The organism is Aliirhizobium cellulosilyticum (genome assembly GCF_014198105.1).
Classification (GTDB): domain Bacteria; phylum Pseudomonadota; class Alphaproteobacteria; order Rhizobiales; family Rhizobiaceae; genus Neorhizobium; species Neorhizobium cellulosilyticum.
This window is the reverse complement of sequence record NZ_JACIGW010000002.1, coordinates 1-19,085: the sequence shown is the minus strand read 5'-3', so window position 1 is coordinate 19,085 and position 19,085 is coordinate 1. Positions and strand designations below refer to the sequence as shown.

Annotated in this window: 19 protein-coding genes; 13 read left to right on the top strand and 6 right to left on the bottom strand. The window is 58.3% G+C overall.

What is annotated here, in order from left to right; all coding sequences use genetic code 11:
* Positions 1-86 precede the first annotated feature (86 nt).
* Entirely contained in the window at positions 87-1,199 is a 1,113-nt protein-coding gene (locus GGE33_RS08925; RefSeq protein ID WP_183822498.1) for a porin, read from the top strand.
* A gap of 113 nt (positions 1,200-1,312) precedes the next feature.
* Here the strand turns inward: GGE33_RS08925 and GGE33_RS08920 are convergent, their stop codons facing one another.
* Positions 1,313-3,430, bottom strand: coding sequence for a lytic transglycosylase domain-containing protein (locus GGE33_RS08920; RefSeq protein WP_183822496.1), 2,118 nt, complete (start codon positions 3,428-3,430; stop codon positions 1,313-1,315).
* Positions 3,431-3,658: 228 nt separating this feature from the next.
* Here GGE33_RS08920 and dapA point away from each other — a divergent pair, with 228 nt between their 5' ends.
* From dapA to GGE33_RS08905, 3 genes are all read left to right on the top strand, one after another.
* Positions 3,659-4,543 carry a 4-hydroxy-tetrahydrodipicolinate synthase gene (dapA, locus tag GGE33_RS08915; RefSeq protein ID WP_183822494.1) on the top strand — a complete coding sequence of 295 codons (885 nt, stop codon included), beginning with the start codon at positions 3,659-3,661 and terminating at the stop codon, positions 4,541-4,543.
* A 235-nt stretch (positions 4,544-4,778) separates the two neighbouring features.
* Complete coding sequence (gene smpB / locus GGE33_RS08910) at positions 4,779-5,255, top strand: SsrA-binding protein SmpB (RefSeq protein WP_148145483.1); 477 nt, start codon at positions 4,779-4,781, stop codon at positions 5,253-5,255.
* A 243-nt stretch (positions 5,256-5,498) separates the two neighbouring features.
* The gene (locus GGE33_RS08905; RefSeq protein WP_183822492.1) at positions 5,499-6,467 is read left to right on the top strand and encodes a lysylphosphatidylglycerol synthase transmembrane domain-containing protein; all 969 of its coding nucleotides are present in this window, start codon (positions 5,499-5,501) and stop codon (positions 6,465-6,467) included.
* A 4-nt stretch (positions 6,468-6,471) separates the two neighbouring features.
* Here the strand turns inward: GGE33_RS08905 and GGE33_RS08900 are convergent, their stop codons facing one another.
* Complete coding sequence (locus GGE33_RS08900) at positions 6,472-7,527, bottom strand: bifunctional transcriptional activator/DNA repair enzyme AdaA (protein WP_183822490.1); 1,056 nt, start codon at positions 7,525-7,527, stop codon at positions 6,472-6,474.
* Between the two features lie 80 nt (positions 7,528-7,607).
* Entirely contained in the window at positions 7,608-8,183 is a 576-nt protein-coding gene (locus GGE33_RS08895; RefSeq protein WP_112511088.1) for a LabA-like NYN domain-containing protein, read from the bottom strand.
* Positions 8,184-8,651: 468 nt separating this feature from the next.
* Here GGE33_RS08895 and rpoZ point away from each other — a divergent pair, with 468 nt between their 5' ends.
* The 8 genes from rpoZ (at position 8,652) to GGE33_RS08855 (ending at position 13,843) form a co-directional block, all read left to right on the top strand.
* Positions 8,652-9,056: a DNA-directed RNA polymerase subunit omega gene (gene rpoZ / locus GGE33_RS08890; protein WP_148145480.1), complete on the top strand. Its 405-nt coding sequence runs from the start codon at positions 8,652-8,654 to the stop codon at positions 9,054-9,056.
* A 219-nt stretch (positions 9,057-9,275) separates the two neighbouring features.
* Positions 9,276-11,534: a RelA/SpoT family protein gene (locus GGE33_RS08885; protein WP_148145479.1), complete on the top strand. Its 2,259-nt coding sequence runs from the start codon at positions 9,276-9,278 to the stop codon at positions 11,532-11,534.
* 143 nt (positions 11,535-11,677) lie between these two features.
* Positions 11,678-11,986: a hypothetical protein gene (locus tag GGE33_RS08880; RefSeq protein WP_183685010.1), complete on the top strand. Its 309-nt coding sequence runs from the start codon at positions 11,678-11,680 to the stop codon at positions 11,984-11,986.
* Positions 11,943-12,422, top strand: a complete 480-nt coding sequence (locus GGE33_RS27950; RefSeq protein ID WP_394353637.1) for a DUF982 domain-containing protein — start codon at positions 11,943-11,945, stop codon at positions 12,420-12,422. The genes GGE33_RS08880 and GGE33_RS27950 overlap by 44 nt, the downstream gene beginning before the upstream one ends.
* Before the next feature lie 247 nt (positions 12,423-12,669).
* On the top strand, positions 12,670-12,879 hold the full coding sequence (locus GGE33_RS08870) for a cold-shock protein (protein ID WP_148145477.1): 210 nt from the start codon (positions 12,670-12,672) through the stop codon (positions 12,877-12,879).
* A 111-nt stretch (positions 12,880-12,990) separates the two neighbouring features.
* Positions 12,991-13,275 carry a cold-shock protein gene (locus GGE33_RS08865; protein WP_148145476.1) on the top strand — a complete coding sequence of 95 codons (285 nt, stop codon included), beginning with the start codon at positions 12,991-12,993 and terminating at the stop codon, positions 13,273-13,275.
* Between the two features lie 25 nt (positions 13,276-13,300).
* A complete protein-coding gene (gene rpsU / locus GGE33_RS08860; protein ID WP_148145475.1) occupies positions 13,301-13,546 on the top strand; it encodes a 30S ribosomal protein S21 in 246 nt (81 codons plus the stop codon).
* 99 nt (positions 13,547-13,645) lie between these two features.
* Positions 13,646-13,843 carry a hypothetical protein gene (locus GGE33_RS08855; protein ID WP_148145474.1) on the top strand — a complete coding sequence of 66 codons (198 nt, stop codon included), beginning with the start codon at positions 13,646-13,648 and terminating at the stop codon, positions 13,841-13,843.
* A 126-nt stretch (positions 13,844-13,969) separates the two neighbouring features.
* Here the strand turns inward: GGE33_RS08855 and GGE33_RS08850 are convergent, their stop codons facing one another.
* From GGE33_RS08850 to GGE33_RS08840, 3 genes are all read right to left on the bottom strand, one after another.
* Positions 13,970-14,803, bottom strand: coding sequence for an undecaprenyl-diphosphate phosphatase (locus tag GGE33_RS08850; RefSeq protein ID WP_183822486.1), 834 nt, complete (start codon positions 14,801-14,803; stop codon positions 13,970-13,972).
* Between the two features lie 296 nt (positions 14,804-15,099).
* Positions 15,100-16,050, bottom strand: a complete 951-nt coding sequence (locus GGE33_RS08845) for a DUF3829 domain-containing protein (RefSeq protein WP_183822484.1) — start codon at positions 16,048-16,050, stop codon at positions 15,100-15,102.
* Positions 16,051-16,509: 459 nt separating this feature from the next.
* On the bottom strand, positions 16,510-17,553 hold the full coding sequence (locus tag GGE33_RS08840) for an SMP-30/gluconolactonase/LRE family protein (protein WP_148145471.1): 1,044 nt from the start codon (positions 17,551-17,553) through the stop codon (positions 16,510-16,512).
* 381 nt (positions 17,554-17,934) lie between these two features.
* Here GGE33_RS08840 and GGE33_RS08835 point away from each other — a divergent pair.
* Positions 17,935-19,085: HAMP domain-containing protein (locus GGE33_RS08835; RefSeq protein WP_183822482.1), on the top strand; the 1,151-nt coding region annotated here is incomplete at its 3' end.

Below are 19,085 nucleotides of genomic sequence, written 5' to 3'. Positions count from 1 at the left end.
TCTGAATGTACGAAGCCGCTTGCACTTATCCTGATCGCGAGTAGCGTTTTTTCAATGTGCGAATGCAGCTCACCGAGGAAATCCCAATGAAGCTGACCAGTTTTCTCATCGCATCGGCAGCAAGCCTGGTTGCTACATCTGTTTCCCACGCCGCTGATGCCATTGTCGCTGCCGAGCCGGAACCACTGGAATATGTCCGCGTCTGCGACGCTTTCGGCACCGGCTATTTCTATATCCCTGGCACGGAGACCTGTCTCAAGATCGGCGGTTATATTCGTCTGCAGCTGGATGGCCGCAGCAATTACGACATCGACACAAGTGCTGGCGCGGTCGAACTCGACGATGATGCTGGCTATCGCACAAATACGCGTGCGCAGCTCCGGTTCGAAGCCAAGTCCGACACCGAGTTCGGCCCCCTTGGTTCACGCGTCACGTTGCGCGCCAACAATAACTCCGACAGCTCGGACTTCGCGCTGAACGAGACCTATATCGAGCTGGGCGGTTTCCGCATCGGCTACTTCTACAATCACTTTGATACCGGCCTGCCGGGTGAGACCGTGCTGTCGGACGAAGGCCCGCTTTCGGGCAGCGCAACCGATATTTTCGGGGACTATATTGGCGGAGATACGCTGAACAATTCCATTCGCTACACGTTCGAATCTGGAGCATTCACTGCATACGGTCAGGCTGATTTCTTCAATTCGCAGGCGGGCTGGAAGACCGACGCCGATGGCAGCGCTGACGAGATCGGTCTCAGCGGTCTCATAGGCGGCAAGTTTGACGCGTTTTCCATCGATCTGTTCGGCGCCTATGAGTTCGACCACGAAGACGGCGTCGTCGCATCCACTCTGTCGGCCGAGATCGGACCGGGCAAACTGGGTGTTTTCGGTGTCTATTCTTCCGGCCCGACCCGCTACTGGGATTATTCGGAATGGACGATTGGCGCCGAGTATGCCTTCGCTGTTTCCGAAAAGTTCAAGCTCACGCCCGGCGTCCAGTATTGGGATAACATCATTCCCACGAGCGACGACTATACGGGCGGCAGTGCCTGGCGCGTCGGCGTGACGGCGGATTATCAGGTCACGCCGAACCTCCTCGCCAAGGCGACCTTCAACTACAACAATGTTGACATTGACACTGCCGGTTATGGCGATGGCGACCGTTTCGACGGCTTCCTGCGTCTGCAGCGGGATTTCTAATCACAGAAGTTGAAAAGCCCGGCTAGGCCGGGCTTTTTCGTGCTTATCAGGGTATCTTGCTATCGAACTGTTCGAGAACCGGGGTAAGGCGCGGCTGTCTATGGCTCTCGGTCTCACCGCCTGCCGAACCGCAGATCGTCAACAATATCGGCCTTCTGCCCCAGCCGGGTCTTGTAGACCTGATAATTCTCTAAGACGCGCTGAACGTAGTTGCGCGTTTCGGGGAAGGGGATGCGTTCAACCCAGTCGATCACCTCTTCGAGCGACTTGCCACGCGGATCACCATAACGAGCAATCCATTCCGGCACACGCTTCGGTCCGGCGTTGTAAGCTATGAAGGTCAGTACATAGGAGCCGCCGAAAGCGTCGATCTGCTCGCCGAGATAATGCGCGCCAAGTGTGGCGTTGTAACCAGCGTCACTGGTCAGCCGGTCCGCCTTGAAGCTCATCCCGTGCCGCTTGGCAACGCCCTGTGCCGTCCCGGGTAAAAGCTGTAGAAGGCCGCGGGCATTCGCTGCGGAAACGGCTGACGGGTTGAATGCGCTTTCCTGCCTTGCGATCGAATAGGCAAGCGCCTTGCCGGAACCGGCAATATTGGCGCCGGCCGGAATGACGCCGATAGGATAGGCGAGTGCCGCCACATCGACACCGCGGGAAAATGCCGACTTGCCGATTCGCAGCGATAGTGCATGGTCGCCTTGTGCTTCCGCGCGTGCGGTCAAAAGCGAAAGTTCGCCCGGGCTGTCGATCTGCTCGCCGAGTGCCGCATAAAGTGCTGCTGATCGCCGGTCATGGCCGACGGCGTCAAGCCGAGCGATGGCACGGACCACCTCACGCGAAGCGAAGCGCTCACGGTCCTGCGCCGTGGGGGAGGGGTAGCTTACATCGAGCGTCGATTTGCCGAGTTTTGCTGCGGCCAACTGCCCGTAGAACGTGCCGGAATAACGCGCCGCCTGTTCATAAAAGTTACGCGCCTCTCCCGGTCCGCCGGCCTCAGCCGATCGGCCGAGCCAGTAGAGCGCCCGCGACGCGGAAAGCGGCCGGTTGGAAGCTTCGTAAATCTTGCGGAAATGCGTCTCGGCCGTCGCCGGATCCTGAAGCGCCCTCAGCGCATACCATCCAGCATGGAATTCCGCATCGGCGCGATCGACGGTAGACTGAGCCACATGATTTGCGACCAGCCTGTAGGCGGCGCTGAACTGACCTAGATCCGCAAGCCCGCGCGAGACGATCCGTTGCTCGTTCCACCATTCCGTTGGATAGACGAGTTTTGCCGGATCGCGCGGTATGCGCTCAAGCAGCTTTGCCGCTCCGGCATAATCGTTCTGCCGCCTTGCATATTCTATTTTGACGAAGAGATAAGCGGGATCGCTCGCCCACGAGCCTGCAACGGCATTGATCAGCGCATCGGCATTCCTGGCATTATTCGCAACGGCCGCCCACGCGTTATAAAGCGACTGCGCATTGCCGAGACTGGAAAACCGCTTTGCTTGCGCCACGCGGCCGCGATACATGAGATAGTCCATGCGGGCCTTGTGATCGGCTGCGGTGAACAACCCGCCGAATTCGCCAAGCAGCTTGTCTTCGGTCGCCACATCGAGTGTCTCGGAAGACCATAGACCACGCAGGGTCCGGGCGGCCTCAGCGGTTTTCCCAGCTGCCGTCTGCGCGCGGGCGAGGATCATTGCACCTTCCGGCGTCTGCGGGCGTGAATTGCCCATGGCGGAAAGCACGGCTGCAGCAGGTGGGTTTTCGCGATAAAGCGCGCGCTCTTCCCGCTCGCGCAATCCGCCGAGCCCCGGCCAGCCGGTCAGCTCGCGTGAAGCGCTGGCAATCTCGCGATAGGGCACATCCTTCATTCCCGAACTGGCAATCGCCCAGGTGAGGATTTTACGGTCGAGCGAGCCTGCCGGCAGGCTGTCGCGCGCAGCAATCGCCTGCGCTGCATCATTGCCGGAAAGCGCGTCGAGCCCGGTTTTGAGTGCAGAAGATGCAAGCGGTCGGTCGAGCCTCGGAATGGAGCCGGTAATCTCGGGAATGGGCATGGCCGTTGGCGTGGGGATAGCCTGGGGGCCCGGTTGCGTTGGCACAGGCGCGCTCATCGGTGCGTTCGGTCGGGCAAAGGGAAGCGGCACGATGCCGCTACCAGCGCCACCGCTCTGGGCGAGCACAAGGCTCGATATGCTGGCTGCACCCAATCCTAAGGTGAGGATCAGAGCGGGCTTCTTCATCCGGCGACTCGCGAAAAAGACATATACCCCTATCGGGTTCTCCCATTAGGCTCCGGCGGCATTAACGAAACCTTACCACGACCTCTAAAATACGCATCAATGAGCGGTGGCCGGCGATCAGTTTCCCGTGAGCTTTGCGCTTGTCGGCGATCTGCCTCCGCTTTATGGTGCGCCACCTTAGTCATTGATTACGGCCGAAGCATGGACTGCGGCCATTGGGAGTTTTGCATGTTCAAGGGATCGATCCCCGCGCTCGTAACGCCGTTCACCACTGGCGGGGCTGTCGATGAAAAAGCGTTTGCAGATCATGTCGAATGGGTGATTGCAGAGGGCAGCTCGGGCCTTGTCCCGGTCGGCACGACGGGTGAATCGCCGACGCTTTCCCATGATGAGCACAAGCGCGTGGTCGAACTCTGTGTGGAGGTCGCTGCCAAGCGCGTGCCGGTCATCGCTGGTGCTGGTTCCAACAATACGACAGAAGCGATCGAGCTCGCACAGCACGCAGAACAGGCCGGCGCCGATGCTCTGCTTGTCGTCACGCCCTATTACAACAAGCCGACCCAGAAGGGGCTTTACGCCCATTTCTCGGCAATCGCTGATGCGGTTTCCCTGCCCATCTTCATCTACAATATTCCCGGCCGCTCGGTCATCGACATGAGCCCGGAAACCATGGGCAAGCTTGCGAAGGCGCATAAGAATATCGTCGGCGTTAAGGACGCGACGGGCAAGATCGAGCGCGTCTCGGAACAGCGCATCTCCTGCGGTACCGATTTCATCCAGCTTTCCGGCGAGGACGCTACGGCGCTTGGTTTCAATGCGCATGGCGGTGTCGGCTGCATTTCGGTCACGGCCAATGTCGCGCCGCGCCTCTGTGCCGAATTCCAGACGGCGACGCTGGCCGGAGATTACAAGAAGGCGCTCGAATACCAGGATCGTCTTATGCCGCTGCACAAGGCAATCTTCATGGAGCCGGGTCTCTGTGGCGCCAAATACGGTCTGAGCCAACTGCGCGGCATGGAGCGTACCGTGCGCTCGCCCTTGGTCTCCGAGCTTGAGCCGACAACCGAAGCCGCAATCGATGCGGCGCTGCGCCATGCAGGCCTGTTGAACTGAGGCATTGCCTTGGCGCTCGAAGTCGCTGACGCATAAGCTTCACATTCGGTCCTGACCGCATTATATCAATGCTTAACCCCGCTCATTGCTTTTGGGCGGGGTTCTTATTTGGAAAAGCAATTCCAGCAAAAGTGGGAACCGGTTTTGTGTCCGGAATTGCGTCAAACAGAGTATTGGAGCCTTTTCGCCTTTCGAAGAAAAGCGGATACGCTCTAAGCGGAATGGAATTCGTCTGATGGCACCCAAAGGCAGCCAGCGCGTGGTCAACAAGGTCGTTGCGGAAAACCGCAAGGCCCGGTTCAACTACGAGATCATCGACACCTATGAGGCAGGCCTGGTGCTGACTGGTACCGAGGTGAAGTCTCTGCGCGACGGCAAGGCCAATATCGCCGAATCCTATGCGTCGGACGAAGGCGAGGAGATCTGGCTGATCAACAGCCACCTGCCTGAATATCTGCAGGCCAACCGCTTCAACCACGAGCCGCGCCGCCGCCGCAAGCTGCTCCTGTCGAAGCGCGAGATCGGTCGTCTGCGTAACAGCATCAACCGCGAAGGCATGACGCTCGTGCCGTTGAAAATCTATTTCAACGAAAAGGGCAGGGCCAAGCTGGAGCTCGCACTCGCCAAGGGCAAGAAGCTGCACGACAAGCGCGAGACCGAGAAGGAACGCGACTGGAACCGGCAGAAGTCGCGGCTGTTGAAGAACGGCTGAGACTGATCAAAAGCGCATTCGGCGTAATCGCTGACCCTCTGCCCCCAAGCGGGGCGAAGGGAACGTGCCCTGTTCGAGATCTGCGACGCACGGTAACGGCGTGGCTTGGGTCCTTTTCCCCGCCTGCGGGCAGAAGGTGCTGGCAGGCAGATAAGGCGTTGAAGCTGGCGCCGAGGTAAACCTCCACCGGAACCAAACTCATCCCCCGCCGTTTCCCCGCACGTTCATGCGGGTAAGCGGATAATGACGAAGAAGCAGTTTTTCACCTACCTGATGCTGGTTGTGGGCTTCGGCCTTGCCGTCTGGCTCCTTTATCAGGTTTTTCGCGAGCACTCGTTCTCCGAGATCGCCCAGTCGGTCCGCGATATCCCCGCTGCCAATCTGGCTCTGGCACTCCTCTTCGCCTTCGGCTCCTATCTCTGCCTCACCGGCTTTGACTGGTGCGGCGTGCGTTATGTGAAGAACGATCTGCCCTATCCTAAAATCGCGCTCGCGTCTTTCATCGCGCTCTCCATCGGCCAGAGCGTGGGCATGTCGGGCCTCAGCAGCGGTGCGCTGCGCTATCGCTATTACGCCCACTGGGGCATGACGACTGAAGATGTGGCGAAGATCGTGCTGCTCTCGGGCGTCACGGTAGGGCTCGGCATGGCCGTGCTTGCCGGCATCGTCATGGTGCTCAACCCGCAGGATGCCGCCGCAGTGCTGCGTCTGAGGCAGGGGGGCGTGATTGCCATCGGCGCAGGCTGCCTTGCCGCAACGGCACTATACATCGCGCTTGCCGCCTTCCTGCGTGCGCCGCTGAAAATCCGCAGCTGGACCTTCCAGATGCCCACCTGGAAAATTGCCGTCGCACAAGTGGTCATCGGCACGGTCAACTTCGCTCTTGTCTCTGCCTGCCTGCGCGAGGTCATGGCGGCGGGCGCCGATGTCAGTTATCTCAAGGCCGCAACCGCCTTCGTGCTCGCCAATGTTGCGATCCTCATCACCCATGCGCCAGGCGGCCTCGGTGTGTTGGAGGCGACCGTCCGGCATGTCATGGGCGATCAGGCATCGATCGGCTCGCTGGTCGCCTTCCGGGTGATCTATTTCTTTATCCCGCTCTTCATCGGCCTGCCGCTGTCGCTCGTCGTCGAGGCCATCTTCCGGGCAAGAAAGTCGGGCAGTAGCCCGCAGCCGAACGGCGATCAACGCGCAGCGGTCTCTGCCGGATAGAAAGTCAGCGTTCCGCCATTCGGCGCTCATGTTCGATCAGCCAGCGTTTGCGCCACAGGCCGCCGCCATAACCGGTCAGGCCGCCATCGGCTGAAAGCACCCGGTGGCAGGGAATGACGATGGCGATCTGGTTGGCGCCGTTGGCACCCGCAACGGCGCGGGTGGAGGAGGGCCTGTTCATGTCGCTCGCAAGTGCGCCATAGGTGCGAAGCTCCCCGGCCGGGATATCGCGTAGCGCCTGCCACACCTGCCGCTGGAACGGCGAGCCATGCTCGGCAAGCCGCGTCCTGAACCCCTTGTTTTGGCCGGAAAAATAGGCCTTCAGTTCCGCCTCGATCTCGTCGATTGGCGGATACCGTCCCATGACGATACCGCTGCCGCTCGCCTCCTGCAGTCTGCGGATCTCTGCCGGTAGCGCCTTGCGCTCGGCAAATTCCAGAATATGCAGGGCGTGCGTGTCGGCGATCGCGATCATCGGGCCGATCGGCGTATCGATCCAGTCGGCACGCAGAAGGCCCTTGCCACGCAGTCTCACCGGAGCTTCCCCGAACAGTCTTGCGATCGCGGCACGAAAGCCGCTACCGGATTCGTAACCCGCATCGAGCTGGGCGTCGATCACATTGGCGCCGTCATTCAGCACTTCCGCGGCCTTGCCCATTCGTCTCAGGCGCGCCATTTCCAGAAAACTCATGCCGAATTGCCGCTTGAACGCACGTCGAACGGTGGATGGATCGACGCCTAAGGCGCTCACGTCGCCTTCGCTCCAGCGCCGCATCGGATCGGCATCGAGTGCATCGATCAGCCTTGTGACCACGGGATCGGTCTCGCCAAGCTTCAACATCGGCCGGCATCGATTGCAGGGGCGAAAGCCGGCTTCGAGGCATTCGGCGATCGTCTCATAGAAAGTTGAATTCTCGCGCTTCGGCTTGCGGGCAGGGCAGGTGAGGCGGCAGAAAATGCCGGTTGTCTTCACGGCCACCCAGACAAAACCTTCATAGGAAGGATCGCGGGCGATCAGCGCATCATAAAGAATGTCGTCGGAAGGGCGTTGAAACAGCATGACACTCTTCTAGCCCGAAACGAAAATAGGCGCCGCCGAAAAACGGGCGCCTATTTTTCTGATTATGTCTGCTTCGACAGTTACGCGTCGGCCGGCTCTGTGGGCTCGGTCGGGCGTACCGCGCGTTCGCTCGGGTCGCGGCCGACCTCCGCCTTCAGCGTCATCAGGTCGATGAAGTGATCGGCCTGACGGCGTAGGTCGTCGGCGATCATCGGAGGTTGCGTCTGCATCGTCGAGACGACCGAGACCTTACGGCCACGACGCTGCAACGCTTCCACCAGGTTGGTGAAGTCGCCGTCGCCGGAGAAGATCACCAGATGATCGACGGTTTCCGACTGTTCCATCGCATCGATGGCCAGTTCGATATCCATGTTGCCCTTGATCTTGCGACGACCAAGACTGTCCGTGAATTCCTTCGCGGGCTTGGTCACGACCTTGTATCCGTTATAGTCCAGCCAGTCGATCAGCGGGCGGATCGAGGAATATTCCTGGTCTTCGATAAGCGCCGTGTAATAATAGGCGCGAAGAAGGTAGCCGCGTTTCTGGAAAGCCTTCAGAAGCTTTCGATAGTCTATATCGAAGCCGAGGCTTTTTGAGGCGGCGTACAAATTCGCGCCATCGATAAAGAGAGCAATTTTCTCTCTCGGGTCAAACATATGTCTCCATCCCTTTTTATGCCCGTTTTCCGAGCAGATCGGTAAAACGAAATATGTACCGACGATATCGGAATAATTCTTACATTACGAACTATTCATATATCTGTCATGTAAGTTACGATTCGCAATATTCCAAGCACGTGCTGATTGAATATATTCCTCCATCCCAAGCACTTTAGTCTTAATGTCCAAGGCGCGGACCATTCGACTATGAGTTCTCGGGCGCAGCGCTTGCCGGATTTGGTATCCGGATAAACAGGTGAACCTCACCCGTTTCTTCGCCGCCAGGCTTTGACAGAGATCATGCTGTCAGTGCTTTGCGCCTTCGAATGGAGCGTTTTCTCCTCAGTAAACGCCCCGTAACTCACCACTCGATTGGCCCCGGGTTTAGGAAAAACTTGAATTTCCCGTCCGATGGCTGTATCGGGCGTATCAATTCCGGAAATCCAGGACCGCAAAGGACAGGCAATGGCCCGCGTCACAGTAGAAGATTGCATTGACAAAGTCGACAACCGTTTCGAGCTGGTTCTGCTCGCAAGCCATCGCGCTCGCCAGATTTCGCAGGGCGCTGCGATCACCATCGACCGCGATAATGACAAGAACCCCGTAGTCGCTCTTCGCGAGATTGCCGATGAGACACTGTCTCCCGACGACCTGAAGGAAGACCTGATCCACTCGCTGCAGAAGCATGTTGAAGTTGACGAGCCCGAGCCCGATCCGGCAGCTCTGATTGCCGCTGGCGGTGTATCGGTTGCCTCCGACGTTGAAGATGAAGATGCTCCGGAAACCGTCAATTTCGACCAGATGTCGGAAGAAGAACTGCTGGCCGGTATCGAAGGTCTGGTCCCGCCGGAAAAGAGCGACGACTACTGATCGGCATAATGTGCCTGAGCGGATTTCAATCGATATTCGCTTGGCGCGGATAAAACGGTCGGAATAATCGCTCCGGTCGGAACGATAGTGCGCTGCGGCAAGGTATCGTTCATCCTATCGCCCTAATCTGGTTGTCTCAATAATGATGGCTGCGCTAACCGATGGTTGGCGCGCCATTTTCTTTTGTCGCCACACCGTATTTGAAGGGCATTTCCGGGAATGATGAGGCAGTACGAGCTTGTTGAGCGGGTGCAGAAGTACAAGCCCGACGCCAATGAAGCTCTTCTCAACAAGGCCTATGTTTACGCCATGCAGAAGCATGGCCAGCAAAAGCGCGCCTCTGGTGATCCCTACATTTCCCATCCGCTCGAAGTAGCGGCCATCCTCACCGACATGCATCTCGATGAGTCGACCATCGCGGTCGCGCTTCTGCATGACACGATCGAGGATACGACAGCCACCCGCGCCGAGATCGACGAACTGTTCGGCGAGGATATCGGTCGGCTCGTCGAAGGCCTGACCAAGCTGAAACGCCTCGACTTGGTGTCGAAAAAGGCCAAGCAGGCCGAGAACCTTCGCAAGCTGTTGCTCGCCATTTCCGATGACGTCCGCGTCCTGCTGGTGAAGCTCGCCGACCGCCTGCATAACATGCGCACGCTCGACCACATGAAGGCCGAGCAGAAGGCGCGCATTTCCGAAGAGACGATGGATATCTATGCGCCGCTCGCTGGCCGCATGGGTATGCAGGACATGCGTGACGAACTGGAGGACCTGTCCTTCCAGTACATCAACCCGGAAGCCTACGAGACCGTCACGCAGCGCCTGGCGGATTTGTCCGCCCGCAACGAAGGCCTGATCAAGAAGATCGAGGACGAGCTGCGCGAGCTTCTGGTCGCCAACGGCCTGAATGGAACTTTCGTCAAGGGCCGGCAGAAGAAACCCTATTCGGTCTTCCGCAAGATGCAGTCGAAGTCGCTCTCTTTCGAACAGCTCTCGGATGTATACGGTTTCCGCATCATCGTTGACGACGTTGCCTGCTGCTACAAGGCGCTCGGTATCGTCCACACACGCTGGCGCGTCGTTCCCGGCCGGTTCAAGGATTACATTTCGAACCCCAAGCAGAACGATTACCGTTCGATCCACACCACCATCGTCGGTCCGTCCCGCCAGCGTATCGAGCTGCAGATCCGCACCCAGCTGATGCAGGAAATCGCCGAATACGGCATCGCCGCTCATACGCTCTACAAGGACGGCCAGTCTGTTGCAGGCAAGGGACCGGCCAAGAGTGACGAGCTTTTGCCGAAGGAGAGCAACGCCTATTCCTGGCTGCGCCACACGATCGAATCGCTGGCCGAGGGTGATAATCCCGAAGAGTTCCTCGAACACACCAAGCTCGAACTGTTCCAGGACCAGGTTTTCTGTTTCACCCCGAAGGGCAAGCTGATCGCGCTGCCACGCGGTGCAACCCCCATCGACTTCGCCTATGCGGTTCATACCAACATCGGCGACACCACGGTCGGCGCCAAGATCAACGGCCGTATCATGCCGCTCGTAACCCGGCTGAACAACGGCGACGAAGTCGAGATCATCCGTTCCGGCGTCCAGGTCCCGCCAGCCGCGTGGGAAGAGATCGTCGTCACCGGCAAGGCGCGCTCGGCGATCCGCCGCGCTACCCGCATGGCGATCCGCAAGCAATATGCCGGCCTCGGCCACCGCATTCTGGAGCGCACCTTCGAACGCGCCGGCAAGACGTTTTCCCGCGACGCGCTGAAGCCGGCGCTGCACCGTCTGGCGCAGAAGGATGTCGAGGATACGATCGCCTCCGTCGGTCGCGGTGAGCTTTCTTCGCTCGACGTGCTGCGCGCCGTCTTCCCTGATTACAAGGACGAGCGCGTAACAGTGAAACCGGCAGCCGATCAGGGCTGGTTCAACGTCCCGAGCGCAACCGGCATGATGTTCAAGCTGCCGGCGAAATCCCAGACCGATCTGGAAAACGCCCAGGCAGCAGATCTCGTGGCGACCCTATTGCCGATCCGCGGCCTTGCCGCCAATACCCAGGTGCGCTTCGCCCCGAGCGGCGCGGTCCCCGGCGATCGAATCGTCGGCATCATGGATGCGGGCAAGAGCAAGGGCATCACCATCTATCCGATCCAGGCGCCTGCGCTGCAGAAATTCGACGACGAGCCGGAACGCTGGATCGATGTCCGCTGGGATCTCGACGAAGCCAACAAGTCGCGCTTCCCGGCAAAGATCGAGATCAACACGATCAATGAACCGGGCACGCTTGCAACCGTCGCCACGACGATCGGTGCGCTCGACATCAATATCCGCACCATGTCCATGGGCTCCAACCGCGCCGACGACTTTTCCGAGATCGCGATGGAAATCGAGGTCTGGGACCTGCGTCAGCTCAACCAACTTCTTTCGCAGTTGAAAGAACTGGACTGCGTGGCCAATCTGAAGCGGGTTTATGATTGACGTGCGGCTGATGATTTAGGCCGATTTGACCTTCGAGGCTCGACATTCGCCTATGCTGCACTATCTCACTTTGATCGTCGTGTCGGAACGAGCAGCGACGGCTGAGGGATGAGATGGGCTCTCGCTCAAGGCGGGAGGCTCAATTGCCCCATACCTCTCACGATTTGCAGGCAATATTCGACCATGGATGGCGGGACGCTGAGGATGGAAAAGGCCTGAGTGCCAACCCCTATCTGCGCGACGAAAGCAATTACCGCCTCTCTGCCTGGGTTGAGGGCTATCGCGAGTTCGCGGACGGTATGAGTGCCGCATACAGAGATCAATTGGTCGATGAGGGCAAGCAGGCAGGTACCCTTCTCCTCGACAACCGGGCCTGCCCGTACATCCTCGACCAGAGCAGTCTGCGCTATGATGCCTGGCTGTCGGGGTATCAGTCTCCCGGCGCGCAATGATCTTTCCGCATCGGACAGGTGGCCATCTGCAGGATCGCACAATTCAGGTCTGCTCGCGCTCGAGATCAGGCGTGAATTTATCGTCTGGAAGCATTTGGAAGACACCGGCGATCGACAATCTCCGCTTCGACTTGGAGCATATTCGGTCGACGCCATGGAGGATCATGCATTGCTCACCGTTATCCAAATCGACTTTCGTACACGATGGGAATATCCCGTCATGGTAGCAAGGCGCAGTGGAAATTCGGTCGCCATAAATGGTCCTGGACAGGCGTTGAATTACCTGCGTAACGACTTCGTTTTTCAGTCCGGGCGATCTTATTTGTCTGCCGTGTGGGCGTGTCAGTCGGTCCTGCGCTGCAGGGGAGACGCCGAGACCGCGCGACAGCATTTTATCGCCGCTTATGCTGACTACATGATCAAGCTCCATCCTTAGCCAATTCTCTGCGCAGGGTGATCTGAGCTTCCTATGCAGCCGGCGTCGTGCAGCAAGGCCCCGCAATCTCCATGCAAAGCCTTTATTTTCGCGCATGCCTTGTTGTTGGCCCATTAATCGCTATTTTAGATTTTATCGAACCTTGCTAGCGACTCTCGTCGGCAGCCTAACGGCTCTTCTTGATTTTCTCTCATCGTCGATTTAGCGCCGGGCAACCGGCTTACACAGCGATTGAAAGGAAATCGTTATGAGCACTGGTACAGTGAAGTGGTTTAATAGCACGAAGGGCTTCGGATTTATCCAGCCGGACAATGGCAGCGAGGATGTGTTCGTGCACATTTCTGCCGTGGAGCGTGCGGGTCTGCGCGGTCTGAACGACGGGCAGAAGATCAGCTACGAGCTCGTGCAGGACAATCGCTCCGGCAAAAGCTCCGCAGACAACCTGCGCGCAGAATAATATGTCATCGCCCTCGCGTGACCACGGATGTACTGGCACGCGAAAGGCTTGATGATAAACGGAGGTCGGGCGTCAAACTCCGGCCTTTTGTTTTGACCCTTGGAGGTCATGATGAGCAAGCACCGTTATGATGCCGGCGACGTGGTCGTCTTGAAGAGTGGTGCATTTCGCTTCGGCGAAACCAATGGCTCATGCCGGATTGTTGCTGTTTTGCCGGATGCTTACGGGCTGACGCAATATCGCGTCCAGTTTGACGGTGAGAATTGCGAGCGCCGCATTACGCATGGCGATATCAGTCATGAGGGTTCCGTGGATGTCTCGAAGACATCGACCGCGACACCGCTTCCATCTGGTAGTTCGTGGATCAACGTGAATACGATCAAAATCAAGAAATAGTGGCTTTGCCGCGTCAGGAGATATTTTGCAGGTACTTGTAAGAGACAACAATGTTGATCAAGCGCTTCGCGTTTTGAAGAAGAAACTGCAGCGTGAAGGCCTGTTCCGGGAAATGAAGGCGCGCAGCGCATATGAGAAGCCGTCGGTAAAGCGCGCCCGCGAAAAAGCCGAGGCGATCAGGCGCGCCCGCAAACTGGCGCGCAAGCAGATGCAGCGTGAAGGGCTGTTGCCTGCTCCGAAGAAGAAGGTCATTGCTCCTCGGGCTCGCTGATTGCCGGTTCGATATCGGTTCCCCGCGGCACCCGTCGCCGGAGGCATGGTTTTCAGATTGTTTTAGTGCGCTTTTGACCTGAAACGCAGGAGGACTGACATGACTGTGACGAAAGACCGTTTCTTCAAACCGACGAAGCTTTCAGCCGATGCAAAGGCGAAAACGACCAATTCCATCGTCCGCGACATTCTCGATTCCGAGGTCGCCGAGAGGGAAAAGAAGACGCAGAAACTTCGCGCTCTGCGCCTTGCGCAAGTCTCTGCAAGCCCATCCGGCACCTCCCGTTTCGGCAAGTAATTGGGTCGGCCGGGGCTAACCTCTCCGTTAAGCGTCACCTAAAACAAAACCCGCCGACAGCGTCGGCGGGTTTTGTTTTTCGTTTGATCGGAACCGCTCTTCTGTTCGACGGCCGAATCTCCAAGCTCAGATCGGGCTGACATAGCCGAAGCCGAGCAAGCCAAGCAGCGCCACGCCGATCACCACGCGATACCAGACAAACGGCATGTAGCTCTTGGTCGATACGAGTTTCAGGAACCAGACGATGACGCCGTAACCGACGACGAAGGCGATCAGCGTTGCAAGCGCGGTCGGACCGGCCGCGACCGCCGTGTCTTCCCCCATCGTCTTCAGGAGCTGGTAGAAGCCCGAGCCGAATACGGCAGGAACAGCGAGCAGGAAGGAATAACGCGCTGCCGCCTCGCGCGTGTAGCCAAGGAGAAGGCCGGCAGTGATCGTTCCGCCGGAGCGGGAGACGCCGGGGATCAGCGCCATCGCCTGGGCAAAACCGAAGATAATGCCGTCGCGCCAGATCAGCTGCCTAAGCGCATATTTCTTCTTGCCGATGCGGTCAGCCCAGCCCAGGATAAGACCGAAGGCGATCAGCATCACGGCGGTGATATACATGTTGCGCAAGCCGTGTTCGATCTGGTCCTTGAAGCCAAGCCCCAGGATGATGATCGGCAGCGAGCCGATGATGATGAGCCAGCCCATGCGGGCCGCGTCCCTGTCGTAATCGCCGATCCTGAACACCTGACGTAGCCAGGCGGTGGCGATATTGACGATGTCTTTCCAGAAATAGACGAGAACCGCAGTCTCGGTGCCGAGCTGGGTGATGGCCGTGAATGCCGCGCCAGGATCGGTGCCAGAGGGCAGGAATTCGCCGAGAATGCGCAAATGCGCACTGGAGGAAACCGGCAGGAATTCGGTCAATCCCTGGACAAGTCCAAGAATGGCGGCATCAGTCCAACTCACGCTCATGGCAGCTCCGAAGGTTGGGGAAAGGATTTAAAGGGTAAAAGGGATTTCTGAAGGCAGGCTGAAGGTCATGTTTGCATAGGTCTGGCAGCTTGCGATCGTCAAGCTGCAAAGCTTGGAACCGCTCAATGTGACGATTCTACGGTAGACCGTCCATGTCTCAAACATATCACGGCTATTCTTGGCATCTGCGCTATGCCTGCGAATGCCCCGTCATGAACGCGAACGGGCCGGATTTCTCCGGCCCGCCATGTTTTTTCACAAACGGGGAGATGCGGCTCACCTGACGCCGCGTCACCTCAGCACTTGTTGAAATTGATCGCGTTGATGACGTTGTTATAGTCCTGCAGCAACTGCGTTGCGTCCTGCCGTTCCGCCGACATCATCTGGAACTGCGCTTTCTTGTCTTCCTGATAGCGGCCGTTCTCGGTCCGCAGGATGATCTGGCGGCCGGTGGAAAGATAGGCATTGACGTTGAGCATCATCGACGAGCATCCGGCATGGTTCTTCTCGCGCACCTTGGCGTCATAACCTGTCGCCATCGTGTTGAACTGATCGAGCGAGGTCTTCAGCGCATCCTTCCTGTCGCCCAGCCCCTTGCCCTGCAGAAAGCCGTCGGCGGCGTCCATGCTTTCCTTGATGTGGTAGATCATGCCGATGCGGAAATAGTCGCGGGTATCCTTCTGCGCACTTTCGAACTCGGTCTTGATCCGGGCGCGGTCCTTGGCGTCGATGGCGCTGATGAAATTGCCCTGCGCGGCGGCAAGCGCCTCCATGGCGGCGATGAAGGCGGGCCCGATCTCGCGACCATGCACGCCCTTGTCGCTCAGATAGGTCTTGGCGGCGATATAGTTACCCATGTCCCGATCGAGCGGTTCGGCCTTCTCGGCCGCGTCGCGATAGGCATCGGCCGAACCGTCGAGCTCGGCCATGTCGGGCTTCATCTCACGGGCCTTGGCAAGGGCGTTCTTCAGCCTGTCCAGATTGTTGGTCGAGTAGAACAGGTTGTCATTCTTGTCCTTGCCGTCGAGCACGGGCTGGACATAGCTCTGGAAGGTCGCCAGTTCCTTGGCATAGGAGCGTTGGAACGAGTTCGCCACTTCGACATAGGCGTTGTATTTCAGCACTTCGGCCTGTTCGGCGGATGGCTGGCTCTGTTCCTTATTGCTGGTCTTGCTTTCGTCGCAGGCAGAAAGCGTCAGGACGCAGGCCGCAACGGCCAGCGACCGGATCATGTTTCCGGTGTTCATCAAATTGTCCTCGTTTGAAATATCAGCTTGAAACCGCAGGATCGGCAGCCGCGACTGGCAGCCCGCATATCAGGATCGCTATATCGGGATCACTTGGTTGGCGTCTCGGACCGATCAGGTTTCATCCTGTTTCGGGTCTGGTATCCGCTCCAACTACCTCCTCTTCACTGGTGGCGTCCGATGGCTCACAACAAGCCATGGTTATCAGGCGCACACACCGTTCTCCCTCGATCTGTTGAAATGCCTGGGGACTTATTCATCTGCGCCCTAAGTCCGCTCGGGAAAGGCGGCGATCATCTGAAAATACATGATCTGCAGAATGTGAGAATGTTTCCTATTGGCGCAATCCCGGCTTGTCACCCCGAAAACGGCTTCCGCTGATATTTGCTATCCGGTGAAACGGAAACGGGCCGGATTGCTCCGGCCCGCTTCTCAATTCAATGATGCTGGTGAGAGCGATCAGACGGCGCCGCGGGTCTCGACATAAAGTGCGTAGACCGAGTGGCTCGACGCCATGTAGAGGCGGTTCTTCTTCTTGCCGCCGAAAACAAGGTTCGGGCAACGCTCCGGCAGCTTGATGAAGCCGATCGCCTTGCCTTCCTTGTTGAACACCTTGACGCCGTTCAGCTCTTCCGGCTTTGCGCCGGCAGCACCGGACGAACCCCAGCCGCACCACAGATTGCCGTCGACATCGACCTTGAAGCCGTCGAGACCGCCATTGTCGTCAGCTGTGATCAGCGCCTTCTTGTTGGAAACTGTCTTGCCGTCCTTCGAGACGTCGTAAGCCCAGACGATACGGTAGGGCTGCGCGCGGCCTTCGACGATATAAAGCTTCTTCTCGTCTTCGGAGAATGCGATCCCGTTCGGGCCCTTCAGTTCGTCGGTGATCAGCGACAACTCACCTTCGGCTGAAATGCGGTAGACAGAATGTGGCAGTTCCGGGTCTGCCTTTTCGCCCTCCCACATGCCGCCGATGCCGAATGGCGGATCGGTGAACCACAGCGAGCCGTCCGACTTGCAGACGATGTCGTTCGGCGAATTCAGCTTCTTGCCCTTGTAGGTGTCGGCAAGAACCGTGATCGAGCCGTCATGCTCCGTGCGGGTGACGCGGCGGGTCAGGTGTTCGCATGCAATCAGGCGGCCCTGCAGGTCGCGGCAATGGCCGTTGGCATAGTTGGAATTGGCGTCGAACACGCTCCATGTCTCGTTCGTTTCGTCGAACTTCATGACGCGGTTGTTCGGAATATCGCTAACCAGCAGATACTTGCCGTCACCGAAATAGACCGGACCTTCCAGCCAGCGAGCGCCGGTGGCAACCTGTTCCAGAGAAGCGCTGGCAACACGGTATTTCGCAAAGCTCGGGTCGAGAACCTGAATGGCCGGATCGGGATAGATCGGGGAGGGGGTGAAGCTGATCGCCTGGGCGGAGGCGTTTTTGATGGTGACGGCAGTTGCGGCTGCGACGGCACCGAATGTCATGAGGTTGCGGCGGCTAAGATCCACGGGAAAATTCCTTCGATAATAGTCGTTGATTTCATATCAATCTGCCCGTTCTGCGGGAGGCGGCAATCATCGCCTTGGTGCCCTGTTAACTTCGTAACATTGTGCGCCGCAATATAAATCTGATGCATTCTCCCCCCATGATTAAGGAGGCATGAAGGCCGATGATCGGAGAGCAAGGGCAGTTTTCTCGCCTTTGTCAAAAACTATAATGCAGTGCAGCAAATGTAAGATTTTTTTATGAAATTCGCCCTAGGGTGCGACAAGGACACAGAGATCGCCTTAGTCGATCCTTCACGCGCATGATGCGCGCCGTCAAAACGGTTCCTGCATTTTCCTCCTCCCCCGAATGCGTGTTTTCAGTCTTCCTGAGAAGGTCCCCCCATGCTCAAGAACTTAAAAATCAAGACCAAGTTTTTGATGGCGATCGCCATCCTTGGCGTCATTTCGCTTGCCGGTCTGTTATTCGTGACCCAGCGTTTCAGCGCCGCCAATGAATCCTATTCGAATTTCTTGCATAACGAGAGCACGGCTGCGACCTTCGTACCGCGCGGTGCCGCAGGCATGTGGACCGCCACCACCTGGCTCAGCCGCGCTCTTGCACAGGACCCGCAATCCGCTGCGTTCAAGGATTTGTCCGAGCGCTTCGGCAAGGAAATCACCGGTGCGCGCGCACGTCTGGCACAGGTCCCCGGTCTTGTGCCGAGCCGCCAGGCCGCAACGGACGAATTGCTCGCAGGCGCAGATAAGCTCAAGGCAATCGGTGATGATCTGCTGAAGGCTCATGTTGCTGGCGACGAAGCGAAGGTCACCTCTCTTTCGGGTGATCTCGACAAGGCTATTGTTGAACTGTCCCCGAAGTTTGGTGCCAGCAACGGCGCCATGGCGGACCTGATCAAGAACGGCGGCGATCAGCTGTCGGCTGAAGTCTCATCCACCATCAAGTTCACGATTGTCGGCATGCTGATCGGTATCGCCGTTGCTATCGTGTTGGCGCTGACGATCGCCCAGAAGGGTATCACAGCTCCGATGGCGCGCCTTCGCGAACGTATGGCGTCGCTTGCCGCCGGCGATGCCCGCGCTGCAATCGATGGTCTCGACCGAAAGGACGAAATCGGCCAGATGGCCGAAGCCGTCGAAGTCTTCCGTCACAACGCTCTCGAGCGCACCCGCCTGGAACAGGAAGCCGACGACAACCGCAGCCTGTCGGAAAAGGAACGCATCGAGCGCGAAGCCGCCAAGGCCCGCGAAGCTGCCGACGTCAAATTCGCCGTCGACAATCTCGCTCAGGCGCTGAGCCAGCTTTCCGATGGCAACGTCTCCTACCGTATCGAAAAGCCGTTTACGGCAGCGCTTGATGGTGTCCGCGGTGACTTCAACGCCTCGGCTGCAAAGCTGCAGGGTGCATTGGAACAGGTCGCAGAAAATGCCCGCAGCATCGAGGCCGGTTCGGCCGAGATCAAGTCGGCTGCCGACGATCTTGCCAAGCGCACCGAGCAGCAGGCTGCTTCCGTCGAGGAAACCGCAGCCGCTCT

Coding starts and splice junctions, on each gene's coding strand:
- GGE33_RS08850 (WP_183822486.1), bottom strand. CDS start 14,803: ATGAGCGTGAGTTGGACTGATGCCGCCATTCTTGGACTTGTCCAGGGA.
- rpoZ (WP_148145480.1), top strand. CDS start 8,652: ATGGCCCGCGTCACAGTAGAAGATTGCATTGACAAAGTCGACAACCGT.
- GGE33_RS08865 (WP_148145476.1), top strand. CDS start 12,991: ATGAGCAAGCACCGTTATGATGCCGGCGACGTGGTCGTCTTGAAGAGT.
- dapA (WP_183822494.1), top strand. CDS start 3,659: ATGTTCAAGGGATCGATCCCCGCGCTCGTAACGCCGTTCACCACTGGC.
- GGE33_RS27950 (WP_394353637.1), top strand. CDS start 11,943: ATGATGCCTGGCTGTCGGGGTATCAGTCTCCCGGCGCGCAATGATCTT.
- GGE33_RS08845 (WP_183822484.1), bottom strand. CDS start 16,050: ATGAACACCGGAAACATGATCCGGTCGCTGGCCGTTGCGGCCTGCGTC.
- GGE33_RS08895 (WP_112511088.1), bottom strand. CDS start 8,183: ATGTTTGACCCGAGAGAGAAAATTGCTCTCTTTATCGATGGCGCGAAT.
- GGE33_RS08855 (WP_148145474.1), top strand. CDS start 13,646: ATGACTGTGACGAAAGACCGTTTCTTCAAACCGACGAAGCTTTCAGCC.
- GGE33_RS08870 (WP_148145477.1), top strand. CDS start 12,670: ATGAGCACTGGTACAGTGAAGTGGTTTAATAGCACGAAGGGCTTCGGA.
- GGE33_RS08920 (WP_183822496.1), bottom strand. CDS start 3,430: ATGAAGAAGCCCGCTCTGATCCTCACCTTAGGATTGGGTGCAGCCAGC.
- smpB (WP_148145483.1), top strand. CDS start 4,779: ATGGCACCCAAAGGCAGCCAGCGCGTGGTCAACAAGGTCGTTGCGGAA.
- GGE33_RS08900 (WP_183822490.1), bottom strand. CDS start 7,527: ATGCTGTTTCAACGCCCTTCCGACGACATTCTTTATGATGCGCTGATC.
- GGE33_RS08885 (WP_148145479.1), top strand. CDS start 9,276: ATGATGAGGCAGTACGAGCTTGTTGAGCGGGTGCAGAAGTACAAGCCC.
- GGE33_RS08925 (WP_183822498.1), top strand. CDS start 87: ATGAAGCTGACCAGTTTTCTCATCGCATCGGCAGCAAGCCTGGTTGCT.
- GGE33_RS08905 (WP_183822492.1), top strand. CDS start 5,499: ATGACGAAGAAGCAGTTTTTCACCTACCTGATGCTGGTTGTGGGCTTC.